Below are 17729 nucleotides of genomic sequence, written 5' to 3'. Positions count from 1 at the left end.
GCGCGGTTTAGCATGGCCCAAAAGCCACTGTTCACATACCAACCCATAAAAATGAATCAAAATAGTATAGATAGAATCCACAGCGGGAATTCTCAAACTATGACCACCCTGATTGAACAGCTGGCTGCCGCAAAGGGCATTGCCAGTGAATATGTTGATGCCTGGGGCCATCCGGCACAGGTATCCGAAGAGAGCAAGGCCGCCATGCTGGGCGCCATGGGTTACCGCGTCGATGACGAGGCTGCACTGGTGCAACAGCTGGAAGAGGAGCATCGCCAGCACTGGCTGCGGGCGCTGGATCCTGTGATGGTGGTTCGCACCGGCGACGCCGTCACCCTCGAGGTCCGCCTCCCCCTCGAATTCGTCAACGACGCCCTCATCTGGCAGCTCCAGCAGGAGCAGGGTGCGGTGTTGTCCGGTCAATTCACCCCCATCGAGGGTGAGCTGGTCGGCGTGGCTGAATTTGAGGAGATGGAGTGCCAGGCCTATCAGGTGACGCTGGAGATGGCCCCCGAGCTGGGTTATCACCAGCTGGTGCTGCTGGAAGAGGGTAACGACGAGCCGCTGGCTACCATGCGCCTTATCGTCGTCCCCCAAGCCTGCTACAAGCAGGCGCCGATTGCCGATGGCCGCAAGGTGTGGGGCCCGAGCGTGCAGCTCTACTGCCTGCGCAGCCGCCACAACTGGGGCATCGGTGATTTCAGCGATCTGGGCCAGCTGGTCGAGAAAGCCGCCGCCTGGGGTGCCCACTTCGTCGGCCTCAACCCTATCCACGCCCTCTACCCGGCCAATCCGGAGAGTGCCAGCCCCTACAGCCCCTCTTCCCGTCGCTGGCTCAACGTCGCCTATATCAATGTGGAAGCGGTGCCTGAATTCCAGCAGAGCGATCGCCTGAAAGCGGAAGTGGCAAGCCCCACCTTCCAGCAACATCTGGCCGAGCTGCGCGCCCAGGAGAACGTCGATTACACTGGCGTTATCCAGACCAAACTCGCCATGCTGCGTCAGGTGTTCGACGAAGCCAGCTTTGGCGCCGAACGTCAGGCTGCCTTTGATGCCTTCGTGGCCGCCGGTGGCGACAGCTTGCAACAGCAAGCGGCATTTGATGCCCTGCAGGCCTACTTCTATGCCAAAGGCGACAACGCCTGGGGCTGGCCGGTATGGCCGGAGCCGTTCCGCAATTACCACAACCCCGCAGTTGCCGCCTGGATGGCCGAGCATCAGCAAGATGTGAACTTCTACCTATACCTGCAGTTCCTGGCCGATGAGCAGCTGGCGCAAGCCGATGCGCGCGCCAAGGCGGCCGGCATGGTGATGGGGATCTACCGGGATCTGGCGGTTGGCGTCTCTGAAGGCTCCACCGAGATCTGGGCCAACCAGGATCTCTACTGCCCGAAAGCCTCGGTCGGTGCGCCGCCTGATGTGCTGGGGCCACTGGGTCAGAATTGGGGCCTGCCCCCGATGAATCCGAACCAGCTGTTTGAAGCCGCCTACCAGCCAATGGTGGAGATGTTTCGTGCCAACATGCGCTCCTGTGGCGCACTGCGCATCGACCACGTGATGGCGCTGCTGCGCCTGTGGTGGGTACCGCCCGGAGCATCTGCCGCCAAAGGCGCCTACATCTATTATCCGGTCAACGATCTGCTGGGCATTCTGGCCCTCGAATCCCACCGCAACCAGTGCCTGCTGATCGGCGAGGATCTGGGCACTGTGCCGGAAGGGATCGACGTGACCCTGAAAGAGAATGGCGTCCACTCCTACAAGGTGTTCTTCTTCGAGCGCGCCAAGACGGATGGCGGCTTCATCTCACCTGCCCACTACACCGAGCAGGCGATGTCAGCCCTGACCACTCACGACATGCCGACCCTCAAGGGATTCTGGCATTGCGATGATCTGGCGCTGGGCCGTCAACTGGGTTTATATCCAGATGAGGATGTTTTGAAGACGCTGTATGCTGATCGCCATCAGGCCAAGCAGCGGATCCTGGACAGCTTGCATGCGCATCACGTCATCTCTGACCACATCAGCCATGACGTGAACTGGGTCGGTATGAACACCGAACTCAACCACGGTCTGCAGCTCCACATGTCCCGCGGTAGCTGTGCCCTGTTCAGTACCCAGCTGGAGGATTGGCTGGAGATGGACAAACCGGTCAACGTGCCGGGCACCAGTTACGAATACCCCAACTGGCGCCGCAAGCTCTCTGCTGACCTGGAAGATATTTTTGCCAATGAGGCACTCAAGGCACTGGCTGGCAAAATGAGCCAAGCCCGTGATGAGGCCAGTCGTTGAGCCACTGTGCAACACAGCTGACTCACCTAAATCCACTCCGGCCCAGGCCGGAGTGGATGCTCTGTCATGAAAGGAAATCTCGATGCTCGTTGAAAGTTTGGTTGCTGCCCGCTGTTCCGATCCCTTCTCTCATCTAGGCCTGCAGGCCAATCCGGCTGGGCCCGGCCTCAAACTGACCGCCTGGTTGCCTGATGCCCTCGAAGTCCGCATCAAGGATCTCAAATCAGGCAAAATTGTTGCCACTCTGGCACCCTCCGATGAATCGGGCCTTTTTGAAACTGTTTTCACCCGCCGCAAGAATCCCTTTCCTTATCAGCTGCTCGCCAGCTACCAAGATGCCACCACCGAGGTCATCGACCCCTATCAATTTCAGGATGCTGCCTGGGCGGATCTTGCTGAACTGACCGCGCAACCAGAAAACCTCTACCACACCCTTGGTGCACAATTACGCACCGTTGAGCATCTTGGTCAACAGGTCGAAGGGGTCCGTTTTGCGGTCTATGCGCCGAGCGCCACTGCGGTGAGCCTGATCGGCGACTTCAACTTCTGGGATGGCCGTCGCCACCCGATGCAACGCAGCCTCTGCGGTCACTGGGTGCTGTTTGTACCGGGGCTGAAAGCAGGGGATCGCTACAAGTTCGAGCTGAAAGATCCCGCTGGTCATCGCTTGCCGCACAAGAGCGATCCGGTCGGTTTCTATTGCGAGCAGTACCCGTCGTTCGCCTCCGTGGTCTATGACCAGCAGCAGTATCAGTGGCAGGATGCAGACTGGCTTGCCAGCCAGCATAACGACAAGCGGGAACAGCCGCTCTCCATCTATGAGCTGCACATCGGATCCTGGAAGCGCCACCCCAATGGCGACAGCCTGAGCTGGCGTGAGCTGGCGGTAGAGCTGGTGGCCTACGTCAAGGAGATGGAGTACACCCACATCGAGCTGCTGCCCATCTCCGAGCACCCGTTCAGCGGCTCCTGGGGCTACCAGCCGGTGGGCATGTTCTCCCCCACCAGTCGCTATGGCAGCGCCGATGACTTCAAGTACTTCGTTGACCAGTGCCACCAGGCTGGCATCGGCGTCATTCTGGATTGGGTGCCCGCCCACTTCCCCTCCGATGCCCACGGACTGGCTCGCTTCGATGGCACGCCACTTTATGAATATGAAGACCCGCGCCGTGGCTGGCACCCGGACTGGAACTCCTACATCTATGACTATGGCCGCAACAATGTCCGCCAGTTTCTGGTGGCAAGCGCCCTGTTCTGGCTCGACAAGTTCCACATCGATGGCCTGCGGGTAGACGCTGTCGCCTCCATGCTCTATCTCGATTATTCACGCAATGAGGGCGAGTGGGTGCCGAACGTCGATGGTGGCAACCACAACTACGAAGCGGTCAGCCTGCTCAAGTGGACCAACGAAGAGGTGTACAGCAAGTATCCTCACGCCATGACCATCGCCGAAGAGTCCACCGCCTATGCCGGAGTCTCCCGCCCCACCTTCCTCGGCGGCCTCGGTTTTGGCTTCAAGTGGAACATGGGCTGGATGCACGACACCCTCACCTATATGCAGAAAGAGCCGATCCACCGCCGTTATCACCACAACGACATGACCTTCTCCATGGTGTACCACTATGACGAGAACTTCATTCTGTCGCTCTCCCACGATGAGGTGGTGCACGGCAAACACTCGATGATTTACAAGATGCCCGGCGACGAATGGCAACAAGCGGCCAACTTGCGCGCTTACATGGGCTTCATGTATGCCCACCCGGGCAAGAAACTCAACTTTATGGGCACCGAAATCGCCCAAAGCAACGAGTGGAACCACGATGCCCAACTGCCATGGCACCTGCTGCAGTTCCCCAAGCACGGTGGCCAGCAGCGGTTGATCCGCGATCTTAACCACCTCTACCGTCATGAGCCTGCCTTGTATCAGGCCGATTATGAACAGACCGGCTTCCGCTGGCTGGATCACAACGATGCCGACAACAGCATCTTTGCCTGGCTGCGGGCCGATAAAGAGGGCAAGCAGGCCATCGTAGTGGCGGCCAACTTCACCCCGGTGCCCCGTCTCGAATATCGGGTCGGCGTCCCGGCTGCTGGCTACTATCGGGTGGTACTCAACACCGACAGCGAGTTTTACTGGGGCAGCAACTATGATGTGGGCCTGGTGTTCGCTGCCGAGCCGACCCCCTGGCAGGGGATGGCACACAGCATAGTGCTGGATCTGCCACCGCTGGCAACCTTGTTCATTAAACAGGAGTCTTGATGCTTGTTATGGAAACCGGGTTGAGCCACCCACTGGGCACTCAACTTGATAAGGATGGTTGTCACTTCTGTGTCTGGGCCCCCCAATCGGACAAGGTAGAACTCTGCCTGTTTGACGAGCAAGAGCAGGAGCTGATGCGGCTGGAGTTGCCCGGCCGCCGTGGCCAGTATCGCTTTGGCTACGTGCGCGGTGTGCAGGCTGGCCAGCGCTACGGCTATCGGGTTTATGGCATCCCCCAGGAGGGGATGCTGTTCGACCCGCAAAAACTGCTGATCGACCCTTACGCCAAAGCGCTCAGCCGCCCGACCTACTGGGATGACGAGCTCTATCAGGGTGACAGTGCCGCCATGATTGCCAAGTCAGTGGTGGTGGATGACAGCTTTGACTGGCAGGGTGTCGGCAAACCCCGCATCAGCCATGCTCGCACCATCCTCTATGAGACTCACGTCAAGGGCTTTACCAAACAGCACCCGGGGGTCCCCAAGGCGCTGCAGGGCACCTATCTGGGCGTCAGTCATCCGCTGATGATCGAACACATGAAGAGTCTCGGTATCACCTCGGTACAATTGATGCCGGTGGCCGCCTTTATGTCGGAACCACGTTTGGAACGACTGGGGCTGACCAACTACTGGGGCTACAACCCCATCGCCTTCTTCGCCCCCGAGCCGCGCTACAGCACCAAGCAGGACGAGGCGGTGACCGAGTTCAAAACCATGGTGCGCGAGCTGCACCGGGCCGGGCTGGAGGTGATTCTGGATGTGGTCTACAACCACACTGCCGCCTCTGGCTTCGATGGCCCCACCTTGTCGTTCAAGGGATTCGACAACGCCGGTTATTTCGCCTTCGAAGCGGGCCCTCACGGCCCCGACTACACCCGTCACGCCAACGTCACCGGCTGTGGTAACAGCGTCAATCTGGATCACCCCAATACCCTTAGGCTGGTGCTCGATGCCCTGCGTTACTGGGTGACCGAGATGCAGGTGGATGGTTTCCGTTTCGATCTGGCGGTGACGCTGGCGCGGGAAGCGGGTGAGTTCGATCCCATGGGGGCCTTCTTCAAGGCGATCATGGCCGATCCGCTACTGTCGCAGGTCAAGCTCATTGCCGAGCCCTGGGACATCGGGCCCTTCGGCTACCGGCTGGGACAATTTCCAAGCCAGTGGCAGGAGATCAACGACCGCTATCGCGATACGGTGCGCGCCTTCTGGCGTGGTGATGCCGGCAAGATGGGGGACTTTGCCACCCGGCTGGTGGGCTCGCGGGATATCTTCCCGAAGAATTGGCGATCCCCCCACACCAGCGTCAACTACCTCTGCTATCACGACGGCTTCACCCTGGAAGATCTGGTCTCCTACAACCAGCGCCACAATCAGGCCAACGGTGAAGACAATCGGGATGGCCACGGCAACAACCTCTCTCATAACCACGGGGTGGAGGGGCCGACCCTGGATCCGCGGGTCAACAGCCTGCGCCAGCAGCAAAAACGCAACTTGATCGCCACCCTGCTGCTCTCTCAGGGGACCCCCCATTTTCTGGCCGGTGACGAGATGGGCCGCAGCCAGCTTGGCAACAACAACGCCTACTGTCAGGACAACCAGATCAGCTGGGTCAACTGGCAATGGCGGCCAGAAGACGAGCGGCTGTTCGCCTTCACCCAGCAGATGATGGCGCTGCGGGCGGAATCGGGGGTTTTCTCCAACCTGCAACTGAGCGATGACAGCTGGAACGGCGCGTCCTCCAGCTGCCATCAGGTCAACTGGTATCACCCGGACGGCCACCAGCTCACCGATCAGGATTGGCACGCCCCTATGGGGCAGGCATTTGCCATGGATATCGGCATGATCAACTGTATCGGCGAGCGCTGGTACGTGCTGTTCAACGCCAGCGATTACGATATCCAGTTCCGCCTGCCGCCACCGGGGGAAGGGCTGGAGTGGATCCAGACCATCGACACGGCGACCAACGATGGCCTGCCGTTTCTGCCTGATGATATCAAGCGTCAGGTGGCGGTCGGTCGCGCCCACTCTCTCAAGCTGCTGGAGCGGGTGGCGCTGGCCAGCACGGCGGTGGATGCCCAGCCACCACTGCCAGCACTCATCCCTGTATCCAGTGCGGACCAGCCTGCCACAGCGATCACAGATGCGGACAAAGCATAACAGGCATGCTGGAGTCAGCTTTACGGAGCCGCTATGCTGGACGCCGTTATGAAAGGCAAGGAGTCGGTATGAGCAGTAACAATCCGGAGCAGTGGCGCAGCAAACTGAGTACCGAGCAGTTTCACGTTTGCTGGGAAAAGGGCACCGAACGTCCCTACAGCGGCGCTCTGCTCCACAATCGCAAGAGCGGTGACTACCTCTGCGTCTGTTGCAAGAGCGTGCTGTTTCACTCGGATGCCAAGTTTGATTCCGGCTGCGGCTGGCCCTCGTTCGACAAGGCCATCGAGGGGACAGTGAACTACATCGAAGACAGCAGCCACGGCATGAAGCGGGTGGAGATCACCTGCCGCCAGTGCGGCTCCCACCTCGGTCACGTCTTCCCCGACGGGCCAACCGAGACCGGCCAGCGCTACTGCGTCAACAGCCTGAGTCTGGATTTCGATCCCGAAGCCTGAACGGCTGACCCATCGCAATAAAAACGGCGCCTCCATCACGGAGGCGCCGTTTTTTATCCGGTTTCCCCGGCGCTCACGCCAGCAAGATGGTAGCCCCCACCAGCAAACCAGCCAGTGCCAACACCGGCAATTTCACCACTCGCAACAGATAGAAACCGATGGAGGCCAACGCCAGATCGGTCGGCGCCAGCACAGCGCTCTGCCACACCGGCTGATAAAGGGCCGCCAGCAGCAAGCCAACAACGGCGGCGTTGATGCCGGTGACGGCTCCCGCCAGACGGGGCTGGGTCAGCCACTGTTGCCAACAGGGACCGACAGCCCACAGCAGCAGAAAGCCGGGTAGAAAGAGCGCCAGGGTCGCCAGCAAAGCGCCCATCAGCGGCGTTGCCGGTAACAGCTGGGCACCAAGATAAGTAGCAAGGGTAAACATCGGGCCCGGCACCAGCTGCGCCAGACTGTAGCCGGTCAGAAACTGCTGCTGGCTGATGCCATGGCCCACACTCTCCTGCAGCAGGGGCAACACCACATGGCCACCGCCAAACACCAGACTTCCCGCCCGATAAAAGTCGGCAACCAGCTGGCCAATCGGGCCACCGAACAACGGCAGCCCGACAAAAAGTGCAGCAAACAGCAGCAGGGTCGGCCAGTGGGGCTGACGAGCCGTGGCCTGACCTGGCTGCCCGACGGCAGCTTGCGTTGTGCCCTCCCCACCCAGCAAGCGAGCACAGATCAGCGCGGCCCCCGCCAGCATCAGCAACTGGGTCAACAGGCCGGGCTGCCACCAGAGTGCCGCGGCGGTCGCCACCATGATCCCCTGGGTCAGTGGTGTGGCGCAGAATTGGCGGCTCATGGTGAGCACCGCATCGGTCACCACGATCAGCGCCAACAGCTTGAGGCCGTGCAGAGCTGCATCAAGCCACAGATTGGCTCCCAACTGGCCAATCCCGATCGCGGCAGCCAGTAACAGCAGGAAAGAGGGAAGCGTGAAGCCGATAAAGGCCGCCAGCGCCCCGCCCAGACCGGCACGCTGGCGGCCAATGGCAAAGCCGAGCTGGCTGGAGGCAGGCCCCGGCAGCAGCTGGCACAGCGCCAGCAGACGGGCAAACTCAGCCTGGCTCAGCCAGCCGAGCCGCTGGACAAATGTGCGCTGAAAGTAGCCGATATGGGCGGCTGGGCCACCAAAACTGATACAGCCGAGCCACAAAAACTGGAGAAAAACCGGTCCCATTACCTCACTCCCATCCCTTCATCACATATCCAGTGGGGATAATATGACAGCCCAATGATCGTTTTATGACAATTCGGCTGATTCGGCCGACACCGTTGGCAAATCACTCGGCAAGTAGCAGCGTCCCGCCAGCCAGCAGGCGATGGACTGGCGACTGGCATCGAAATGGGGCTCGGGCAACGCGCGCGGGTCGCACCAGATCCAGCCTTCGCACTTTTCCGGCTCCAGCAGTTGCGGCTCGCCATCGGTCTGCGCCAGCAGGGTGACCGAGATATAGTGCAGCCCGCTCTCGCGCCAGGTCTCCAGATTGTTGGTCACCGCCACCACCTCGGGCCCGTGGATCTCAAGCCCCGTCTCCTCGGCCACCTCGCGGATCGCCGCCGACTCGAAGCTTTCTCCCAGTTCAAGATGGCCACCAGGAATTGACCAGTAGGGGGCGTGGCTCCCCTTGCGTTTGCCAAGCAGCACCAGCCCCTGCCCGTTGGTTAAAATAACGCCGACCCCGACACGGGGATAGAGAGTGGACATCAGACAAGCTCCTCAACAGTGGTATCAAAGCGACCTACCTTAGGCCGGCTACACAACGACAACAAGCGGCCCGTGACTGGCATGCAACCCCTGCTGCCCGGATCTGGGTGGGCTATCTCTAGTGCAATAGGTGAATACGCTATGGACTCAACCAACGGCGGAGAATCGTGCCAAAAAGTGTGATCCATGCGCCATAAAATGACATCAGCTGCGAGCTGGCTGGTTTTTTTCGCGATCTCGCCAGCACTTTGCCACCTTATTCATGGTGCGCTCAGTTTTCTGTTCCCATACTGGTCCTACAGTTCCAAAAAAGAGGAGAGACAAGATGCAAACATCATTGGTCGGGCTCTCCATTCTGTGGGGGCTAGCCAGTTTTGGTGTTCAGGGGGATTTCATCGAGAGCCGTGATTCCGTTGCGCCATCCTGGCAAGCCGAGTCCAGAGTGGAGATGGAAGGTTATCTGATTGAAGCGCGAGGTGAAGATCGCTGGTTGTTCGACAACGGCAGTGAAAGCCTGCTGGTCTCTCTGCCCGAAGGGCAGTGGGTGCCGACCGGTGAACGGCTGCGGGTCAGCGGCGAACCGCAGCAAGAGCAGACCGGCTGGCTGCTGCAGGTGGAAGACATCAGCCAGGTAAGTGTCTGAACATATCTGCCACGGCTCACAGTTACCGCGACAGATAGCAAATAGAAAGAGGAGGCCACTGGCCTCCTCTTTCTATTTGCGTACGACTCAACCCGAAGAGTTCGGTGGCGGCGGTCTTACGCTATCACGCACCAGACCTGCCGCCGTCCCGCGCGTAGTGACTCAACCCAGATGGTTGAGTGGCAGCGCGGTCTTGTGCTTGATACGGCGCAGCACGAAGCTGGAGCGCACCCCGGTCACCCCCGGAATATGGGTCAGCTTGTCGAGCAGAAAGTGCTGGTAGTGTTCCATGTCGCGCACCACCACCTTGAGCTGGTAGTCGGCGTCATTGCCGGTGATGAGATCACACTCCAGCACTTCGGGCAGCTCCTTGATGGCGCGATCGAAACTTTCGAACCGCTCCGGCGTGTGTCTGTCCATGGAGATGTGAATGTAAGCGGTGAGGGTGAGGCCAAGCTGGCGGGCGTTGAGCAGGGTAACGTGGGTGTCGATGAGACCGGCATCCTCCAGCGCCTTGACCCGGCGGGAGCAGGGGGACGGCGAGAGCCCTACCAGCTCGGCCAGTTCCAGATTGCTGATGCGGCCATTCTCCTGCATCAGCTCGAGAATATGTCTGTCTATGCGATCAAGTTTCAGCATTTACCCTTCCTCGTTGCAATGACTAATCCACTTTTCCTAGATTAAGGGTGAACTATTGCAAAAACAACCGAAATTAGTGGTTACTTTGCAACCACTCACCGCCGAGGTAGGGATACTATGGTTACATCTTCCGGTGGCAAAGCAGATACCTGACCGGGTCTCTGCGGTGAAGGACCTTACCGGGTCAAGAGCCCCATCAGCCGTCTTACCTTATCGGGAAACGACGGGCTGGAACGAGAGAACCCCCTCCCCGAAGGCAACAAAGCAGGCATCCCGGCGCCTGCTTTGTTGTTTTTGGCGGTTGCCAGGCACTCGCCATAACTCCGCGCCAGATCACAACCTCACAGCACCATGATGCAGAGTGCTTGCATGCTATTGATAGTTTTGGGACTTTAATCCCCTCTGTCGATGACTATCAGGGCGACATGGATGACTGCTGCTCATTGCACAGGCTTCAACCCCGATTCCACCTCGCACCGTTCGCCCCTCAGGAGGAGCTATGAGTGAGTACAAGGCCATCGCGCTCGATATGGATGGCACCCTGCTGACCCGGGATCACCAGATCTCGTCGGCAACCAGGGCGGCACTGGCGCAGGCCCGCGCCCACGGCATCAAGGTGCTACTGGTCACGGGACGCCACTACATGACGGCGCGCCCTTTCCACCATGAGCTGGCCCTCGATACCCCCCTCATCTGTAGCAACGGCGCATATATCTATGATCCGGCGCAAAACCGGATCCTCAGCGGCGACCCGCTGGCGGTCGCTCCGCTCACCGAGCTGCTGACCGCGGTCGAGATGCAGCAGATGGGCGCCCTGTTCCACCTGAGCGACGGGATCGGCTACATCGGTTGCGAGGAGCATGTCACCCGCATCCGCCACTGGGCAGCCCATCAGCCGGACCACCTCAAGATCGCCCTCCATCCGGTCGAGGATCTGGCAGGCTGGCTCGATAACCCGGTCTGGAAGCTGGAGCTGTTCAATCAGGATCCGGCACGCCTGCACACCTTTATGGGCGAGGTGGTCGAGCAGATGCCCTTTACCCGCGACTGGGCGGCCCCCTATGCGGTGGAGCTGGTGCAGCCCGGTTGCAGCAAGGGCAACCGGCTGGCCCAGTGGGCGGCCAGCGAAGGCATTGCGATGGAGCAGGTGGTGGCGTTTGGTGACAACAACAACGACATCAGCATGTTCGAACAGGTGGGGCTGGCGATCGCCATGGGCAATGCGGCCCCGCAGATCCAGCGCCATGCCCATCAGGTCACGGCCGACCACAATGAGGATGGCATCGCATTGGCGTTGCAGCGCTGGGTACTGCCCTGATCTGACAAGATGCAACATGGCCAGCACGCTGGCTGGCCATCAAGAGAGGAATTAACCGCCGAAGGAGAACTGGATCACCCGATCCGGATAGCGCAGGCGGTTGTATTCCCGCCGCAGGGACTCGTAGTGGCGAATGGAACGATCGCGCTTGGCGCGGTAGTAGTCGCGCTGTTCCGTGTTGGTTTCGTTGCGGATGCTGCGTTCAAGCGTATCGATATCCCGCTCGGTACGCTCCAGCTCATCACTGATCTCCCGCAGGCGGGCTGCCAGCTTGTACTCTTCGTAGCCGCGCTGATACTGCTTGAGGAAGCTGGCATCGTTGGGACATACCCCCAGATAGGCCTGCCCCTCCTTGCCCTTGCTGTAGGCCAGCTCGGGAATGCAGTAGAGCTCCAGCCCCTTGTCATAACCCCGTTTCCACTCAGCTTCATCCACTCTGAGGCCAAACTCGCTGCAAGACGAAACGTAGTCTCGGGTCGCCAGACGGGTTTTACCCTGGGATCCATCCTGATAACCCAGGTTGTACCAGCTCATGGTGCGGCACTCATCTTCTGACAGGGCACTGCATCCCGCCAGCAATACCGGCAGGGTCAGCAACAGGATTTTGGGGGACATGAACAGACTCCGGACAAGATAGTGACCAGCATTCTAGAGAGGATAAAAGGCCAGAACAAGGGATGCACGCCCGCGCGGGTTGGGGCTGTTTTTTTGATGTGTTTGTCACTATTGGCCGCCGTGCCAGACGGGGCGACCAACCCGCTTTCCTTGTTATCAGGTGAAAGGTAAACTGCGCCATCTTTTAACTGGCGCGCAACAAAAACAATGAAAGTTTTGACCGTCGATTACCGCTCACCCGATGCGGCCCAACGCTTCACCGAATCCCTGCGAACCACCGGCTTTGGCGTGCTGACCAACCACCCCATCCCGAAAGAGCTGGTGCAGTCCATCTACGACAACTGGTATCGCTTCTTCATGAGCGAGCAGAAGCAGGATTTCCTGTTCAATCGCGAGACTCAGGATGGCTACTTCCCGCCCTCGGTCTCCGAGGTGGCCAAGGGCCATAGCCAGAAAGACATCAAGGAGTACTTCCACCTCTACCCCTGGGGCCAGATGCCGGAAGAGCTGAAAGAGCAGGCGATGGAGTACTACCGCCTCGCCAACGGCCTGGCCGCCGAGCTGCTGGGCTGGGTCGAGCAGTACACCCCGGCCGATATCGCCGCTCACTACAGCTGTCCCCTCTCCTCGATGATCGAAGAGAGCCAGAAGACCCTGCTGCGGGTGCTGCACTACCCGCCGTTCGATGGCACCGAGGAGCCGGGTGCCATCCGCGCTGCCGCCCACGAAGATATCAACCTGCTCACCATTCTGCCTGCCGCCAACGAGCCGGGCTTGCAGGTTAAGGGCTCAGATGGCGAGTGGATGGACGTGCCGTGCGACTTTGGCACCCTGATCATCAACATCGGTGACATGCTGCAGGAGGCCTCTCGCGGCTACTACCCCTCCACCACCCACCGCGTCATCAACCCGACCGGGGGCAGTGCCGCTAAGTCGCGCATCTCTCTGCCGCTGTTCCTCCATCCGCGCCCGAATGTGGTGCTCTCCGAGCGCCATACCGCCCACAGCTACCTGATGGAGCGGCTGCGGGAGCTGGGGGTGATCTAGTCAGCAGACGATCACTTGTCAGAGACCAAACCGGAGCAATCTCGCTCCGGTTTTTATTTGGTGGCAGGATTAGGCGAAAAACAGAATTAAATTAGAGAATCATGCCAATAAATTGCATTTACGTCTGATAACCGTCGTAGTGATTGCGCCGCGCCCCCCGTAACATGAGCGCCATTCTGCCCCTGCCAAAGGGGGCTCTCGATTGGAGTTCTTATGAAGCAGTCCCAATGGTCATCCCGACTCGGCTACATCCTCGCCGCAGCCGGTTCCGCAGTCGGTATCGGCGCAATCTGGAAATTCCCCTACGTCACTGCCGTTAACGGCGGCGGCGCCTTCCTGCTGGTCTTCCTGTTGTTCAGCTTCACCTTGGGGGTCGCGGTGCTGATGGGGGAGACCCTGCTCGGCAGCATCAGCCGTCGCGGGGTCGTCGGCGCCTTCTCCGAGTTGCTTGGCAAACGCTGGCGCTGGGTCGGCGTCATGGGTCTGGTCTGCACCCTGATGATCTTCAGCTTCTACAGCGTGGTGGGAGGCTGGACCCTGGGCTACACCGGCATGGCTATCTCGGGCCAGCTCAATCAGGGTGATGCCACCGTCCTCACTGCACGTTTCAATGATTATGTCAGCGGTGATTTCTGGCCCATTCTCACCCACTTGCTGTTTGCCGCCCTCACCTGGATGGTGGTGCAAGGGGGCATTCAGAAAGGGGTGGAGCGCACTCTGCGCTGGATGATGCCGGCCCTGTTCCTGATGATCCTGATGCTGGTCGCCTTTGGCCTCACTCTGCCCAATGCGATGGAGGGGGGGCGTCACTTCCTGATGCCCGACTTCAGCAAGCTGGGGATGTCCGGTGTGCTCGATGCCATGGGGCTGGCCTTCTTCTCCCTCTCCATCGGTCTGGGCATTCACACCACCTACGGCGCCTATCTGCCGACCAGCGAAGGGGTTGGTCGCTCCAGCCTCTGGGTGGTGCTGCTGGCCAGCATGGTGGCGGTACTGGCGGGCTTGATGATTTTCCCGGTGCTGGCCTCGACCGGTATCGACCCGGCCTCCGGCCCCGGTCTCACCTTTATGACCATGCCGGCAGTATTTCAGCTGCTGCCCTTCGGTCAGGTGCTTGAGGTGATCTTCTTCGCCCTGCTGGTCTTTGCGGCGCTCTCCTCGGCCATCTCCCTGCTGGAGCATTTGCAGTGCTTCCTGTGCGAGACCTGGGGCTGGTCACGCCGCACGGCCTGCAGCGCCATCACTGGATTCGTCATGGTTAGCGGTGTTCCGGTCAGCCTGTCGTTTGGCCCGCTGCAACACGCAACCCTGTTTGGCAAAACCATCTTCGAGCTGCTGGACTTTGTCACCTCCAACCTGATGATGCCGCTGTTCGGCCTGATGCTGACGCTGCTGCTGGGTTGGAAGCTGGGACGCAAGGCGCTGCCGCAGGGGATTGCCAGCCACTGGCATCACTTGCTGATGAACTGCTGGCGCTGGATTGCCCCCTTGCTGATCGGCGGGATCTTGATTCGCGGTCTGGTGTGACGGTTACTCTTCGCGGGTGGGCTCATCGGCCCGCCCCTGTGCGACTCTGACGGCCTCCAGGGCATGCTGCCAGCGGGTGATCTCGGCATCATCCGTTCCCTTGGAGAAGACGATATAGAGACCGGCCTGATGGAGCAGTACGCCACTGCTGACGATGCTGCGCCGGGATAACCCCATCTTGTCGAGGGTGGCCTCCATCACCAGCTCCGCCATCGGCAAGGCATCGATCTTGCCCAGCATCAGCCGCTCTATCGCCTCCCCGACCGTCTTGTAGCGCACCAGATTGGTGTAGCCTTCATGGGTCAGCCGCACATCATCGGCATTGCCCAACACTACCCCCACTCTGGGCAGATCTCGCAGCTGTGCCAGCGAGGTCAGCGGGTGGCGACTATCCGGCGCCTGATAGATAAAGACCCGATTGATAAAGAGCGGGCCAACCCATTTGAAATGGGACTCCCGCTCCGGGAGCCGCTGTACCACGAACAGTCCATAGCCGGGCTCGACCCGTGCCAGCGCCAGCGCCCGCTTGAGCGGGTAAATCCGCACCGGATAACGGGTGCCAAGCTCCTCCTGCACCTCATCGATCAGGCGAATGGCAAATCCGTCGAGCTTGCCGTCGCGGTATTCGGTAAAGGGGGGTAAATCGTGACTCAGCAGGGTTAATCCGGGTTGCGCCGACACACTCAGGCTGATCAGCCACCAGAGCAGAACCACCCATCTCATACGACATCCTGTCTCATAGTTGTTCCCGTCAGCGCCATGTGGCGGCCACAAGTTCCAGAAGAAGCTACGTCGAGTATCGCCCAGTAAATAGTCACAAGGTAGAAAAGATGCGCTCGGCGAGCTGCTCCCCCATTGAGTGGTACGTACAGGCAGTGTGGTGATTGCTGCCCACATAAAAAATTTTATTTTATGTGTCAATTATTCTTTCCATGGTTTAGGCTGTTTCCTCATTCATTAGTCAGGTTGTCATCTCATGTCTGCCATCCTCGTGCTGTTTGGTCGATTTTTTAGCTCGCAAGAGAGGTGACCTTGCACGCACAGTTTTCTGAATGTTCATTGCAAAGGTCGCCTCGGGCGGCCTTTTTTATGGTCTGTCGTTTATTGCTACTCAGGAGTATTGCTTCGATGTTGTGTTACCCGGAGGTTGTATGAGCCAGGTTCAGTGGTCTTCCCGTCTTGGTCATGTGCTGGCCGCAGCAGGCACCGCGATTGGCCTTGGTGCCATCTGGAAGTTTCCCTATGTGACCGCCACCAATGGCGGTGGCGCCTTTCTGCTGGTGTTTCTGCTGTTTAGCTTCACCCTCGGGGTGGCGGTACAGGTCGGCGAGACCCTGCTCGGCAGCCATAGTCAGCGCGGGGTGCTCGGCGCCTTCCGCAAGCTGGTTGGGCCGAACTGGCGCTGGATGGGATATATGGGGATCCTCTGCGGCTTCCTGATCTACAGCTTCTACAGCGTGGTCGGTGGCTGGACCGTGGGCTATGCCGCACTGGCGATGGCAGGCAAGCTCAACCTGAGCGAGGGCAGCGCCCTGACCACCCTGTTCAACGGTTACGTCAGCGATCCCTTGTGGCCGATCCTCACGCATCTGGTCTTTGCCGGGCTGACCTGGTGGTTTGTGCAAGGGGGAATACAAAAAGGGGTGGAGCGAGCGCTGCGCTGGATGATGCCAGCACTGTTCATCATGATGCTGTTGTTAGTGGCGGTCGGCCTCTCCATGCCCGGTGCCATGGCTGGCGTGCGCCAACTGCTGCTGCCGGACTTCTCCATGCTGACCGGCCAGGGCGTGCTGGACGCGCTGGGGCTGGCCTTCTTCTCTCTCTCCATCGGGCTGGGTGTACACACCACCTATGGTGCCTACCTGCCCAATAGCGAAGGTGTGCTGCGCTCCGGGGTCTGGGTGGTCACCCTAGCGAGCATCATCTCGGTGCTGGCGGGCTTGATGATCTTCCCGGCGCTGGCCTCTACCGGCATCGACCCCACAGCGGGTCCCGGCCTCACCTTTATGACCATGCCCGCCGTGTTCAGCCATCTGCCGTTCGGTCAGGGGCTGGGGGTGGTCTTCTTCCTGCTGCTGCTGGTCGCTGCTCTCTCCTCTTCCATCTCTATGCTGGAGCATCTGGTGCGCTTCACCACCGAGGAGTGGGGCTGGTCACGCCGCGGCGCCTGTCGGGTACTGACCCTGCTCATCATGGCCTCCGGCATTCCGGTGAGCCTGTCGTTCGGCCCATGGAGCGAGCTGACCCTGTTTGGCAAGACCATCTTCGAGCTGCTCGACTACCTCACCTCCAACTTGATGATGCCGCTGTTCGGCCTGGTGCTGACCCTGCTGCTGGGCTGGCGCCTGGGTGACACCATATTGCCTGCGGGCCTGCCCCCCATCCTGCGCCTGGCGCTGCTCTGGTGCTGGCGGGTGGTGGCGCCGCTGCTGATCAGCGGGATCCTGATCCGCGGCATCATGTAACACCTTGCGCACTCTTACGGGCAGGCCTTGGCCTGCCCTTTTTATTGCTGGCGTCCGAATGGGAAACATAACGATGGATAGGACTGCAATGGGCGGTCGTAGGGTAAGGTAGGGAAACTAGGAAGAGCAGAATAGAAGAGGCGCTGTGTGGCAGTGTGGCAGTGTGGCAGTGTGGCAGTGTGGCAGTGTGGCAGTGTGGCACGATAATAGGTGGAGATCAGCTCGTCATGGCAACAGCGGGATATGCTTGGGGACTGAATTTCAGGCAAAAAAATCCCCACCTGAGTGGGGATTTTTCTCTGAAATATTGCTACAGATTTCAGCTTTTTCTTACGCTTTTTACTACAAATATGGTGGTCGTTACTGGGATCGAACCAGTGACCCCCTCCTTGTAAGGGAGGTGCTCTCCCAGCTGAGCTAAACGACCTGGGATTCTTGAAATGATGGTGGGTCGTGCGGGATTCGAACCTGCGACCAATTGATTAAAAGTCAACTGCTCTACCGACTGAGCTAACGACCCATCTAAATCATTTTTTAAACTTTTTACTACAAATATGGT

At 59.6% G+C, this 17729-nt stretch carries 14 protein-coding genes and 2 tRNA genes; 9 read left to right on the top strand and 7 right to left on the bottom strand.

Annotated features, from left to right (window positions below):
- Positions 1–99 precede the first annotated feature (99 nt).
- From malQ to msrB, 4 genes are all read left to right on the top strand, one after another.
- Positions 100–2289, top strand: coding sequence for a 4-alpha-glucanotransferase (malQ, locus tag BN1135_RS18080; protein WP_042023495.1), 2190 nt, complete (start codon positions 100–102; stop codon positions 2287–2289).
- Positions 2290–2371: 82 nt separating this feature from the next.
- Positions 2372–4549, top strand: coding sequence for a 1,4-alpha-glucan branching protein GlgB (glgB, locus tag BN1135_RS18075; protein ID WP_042023492.1), 2178 nt, complete (start codon positions 2372–2374; stop codon positions 4547–4549).
- Positions 4549–6705, top strand: coding sequence for a glycogen debranching protein GlgX (gene glgX, locus BN1135_RS18070; RefSeq protein WP_042023491.1), 2157 nt, complete (start codon positions 4549–4551; stop codon positions 6703–6705). Before glgB ends, glgX begins: the two co-directional genes overlap by 1 nt.
- A 68-nt stretch (positions 6706–6773) precedes the next feature.
- The gene (msrB, locus tag BN1135_RS18065) at positions 6774–7160 is read left to right on the top strand and encodes a peptide-methionine (R)-S-oxide reductase MsrB (RefSeq protein ID WP_042023490.1); all 387 of its coding nucleotides are present in this window, start codon (positions 6774–6776) and stop codon (positions 7158–7160) included.
- 73 nt (positions 7161–7233) lie between these two features.
- Here msrB and chrA read toward each other — a convergent pair whose 3' ends face one another.
- A complete protein-coding gene (gene chrA / locus BN1135_RS18060) occupies positions 7234–8388 on the bottom strand; it encodes a chromate efflux transporter (protein WP_042023489.1) in 1155 nt (384 codons plus the stop codon).
- 63 nt (positions 8389–8451) lie between these two features.
- Entirely contained in the window at positions 8452–8916 is a 465-nt protein-coding gene (locus BN1135_RS18055) for a nucleotide triphosphate diphosphatase NUDT15 (protein WP_042023488.1), read from the bottom strand.
- A 325-nt stretch (positions 8917–9241) separates the two neighbouring features.
- Between BN1135_RS18055 and BN1135_RS18050 the strand changes: the two genes are divergently transcribed.
- Positions 9242–9559: a hypothetical protein gene (locus BN1135_RS18050; protein WP_042023487.1), complete on the top strand. Its 318-nt coding sequence runs from the start codon at positions 9242–9244 to the stop codon at positions 9557–9559.
- Positions 9560–9721: 162 nt separating this feature from the next.
- Here BN1135_RS18050 and BN1135_RS18045 read toward each other — a convergent pair whose 3' ends face one another.
- Positions 9722–10198: an Lrp/AsnC family transcriptional regulator gene (locus tag BN1135_RS18045; protein WP_042023483.1), complete on the bottom strand. Its 477-nt coding sequence runs from the start codon at positions 10196–10198 to the stop codon at positions 9722–9724.
- Positions 10199–10697: 499 nt separating this feature from the next.
- On the opposite strand from BN1135_RS18045, the gene BN1135_RS18040 reads away from it, so the two are divergent.
- On the top strand, positions 10698–11516 hold the full coding sequence (locus BN1135_RS18040; RefSeq protein ID WP_042023481.1) for a Cof-type HAD-IIB family hydrolase: 819 nt from the start codon (positions 10698–10700) through the stop codon (positions 11514–11516).
- A 51-nt stretch (positions 11517–11567) separates the two neighbouring features.
- Here BN1135_RS18040 and BN1135_RS18035 read toward each other — a convergent pair whose 3' ends face one another.
- Positions 11568–12131, bottom strand: coding sequence for a DUF2799 domain-containing protein (locus tag BN1135_RS18035; protein WP_042023479.1), 564 nt, complete (start codon positions 12129–12131; stop codon positions 11568–11570).
- A 207-nt stretch (positions 12132–12338) separates the two neighbouring features.
- Here BN1135_RS18035 and BN1135_RS18030 point away from each other — a divergent pair, with 207 nt between their 5' ends.
- Both BN1135_RS18030 and BN1135_RS18025 read left to right on the top strand, forming a co-directional pair.
- A complete protein-coding gene (locus BN1135_RS18030) occupies positions 12339–13178 on the top strand; it encodes an isopenicillin N synthase family dioxygenase (RefSeq protein WP_042023476.1) in 840 nt (279 codons plus the stop codon).
- Positions 13179–13391: 213 nt separating this feature from the next.
- Positions 13392–14705 carry a sodium-dependent transporter gene (locus BN1135_RS18025; protein WP_042023474.1) on the top strand — a complete coding sequence of 438 codons (1314 nt, stop codon included), beginning with the start codon at positions 13392–13394 and terminating at the stop codon, positions 14703–14705.
- A 3-nt stretch (positions 14706–14708) separates the two neighbouring features.
- Here the strand turns inward: BN1135_RS18025 and BN1135_RS18020 are convergent, their stop codons facing one another.
- Positions 14709–15428 carry a substrate-binding periplasmic protein gene (locus BN1135_RS18020; RefSeq protein WP_042023472.1) on the bottom strand — a complete coding sequence of 240 codons (720 nt, stop codon included), beginning with the start codon at positions 15426–15428 and terminating at the stop codon, positions 14709–14711.
- 428 nt (positions 15429–15856) lie between these two features.
- Here BN1135_RS18020 and BN1135_RS18015 point away from each other — a divergent pair, with 428 nt between their 5' ends.
- Positions 15857–17170 (top strand): sodium-dependent transporter, encoded by a 1314-nt coding sequence (locus tag BN1135_RS18015; protein ID WP_042023470.1) that lies wholly within the window; start codon positions 15857–15859, stop codon positions 17168–17170.
- A gap of 351 nt (positions 17171–17521) precedes the next feature.
- On the opposite strand, the gene BN1135_RS18010 is transcribed toward BN1135_RS18015, so the two are convergent.
- A tRNA-Val gene (locus BN1135_RS18010) sits at positions 17522–17597 on the bottom strand.
- A 17-nt stretch (positions 17598–17614) separates the two neighbouring features.
- Positions 17615–17690: transfer RNA gene (locus tag BN1135_RS18005), tRNA-Lys, on the bottom strand.
- Positions 17691–17729: the final 39 nt, after the last annotated feature.

Source organism: Aeromonas sobria, assembly GCF_000820145.1.
GTDB lineage: Bacteria > Pseudomonadota > Gammaproteobacteria > Enterobacterales > Aeromonadaceae > Aeromonas > Aeromonas sobria.
Note: the sequence above shows the minus strand (reverse complement) of the source record. Positions and strands in the feature narration are given on the sequence as shown.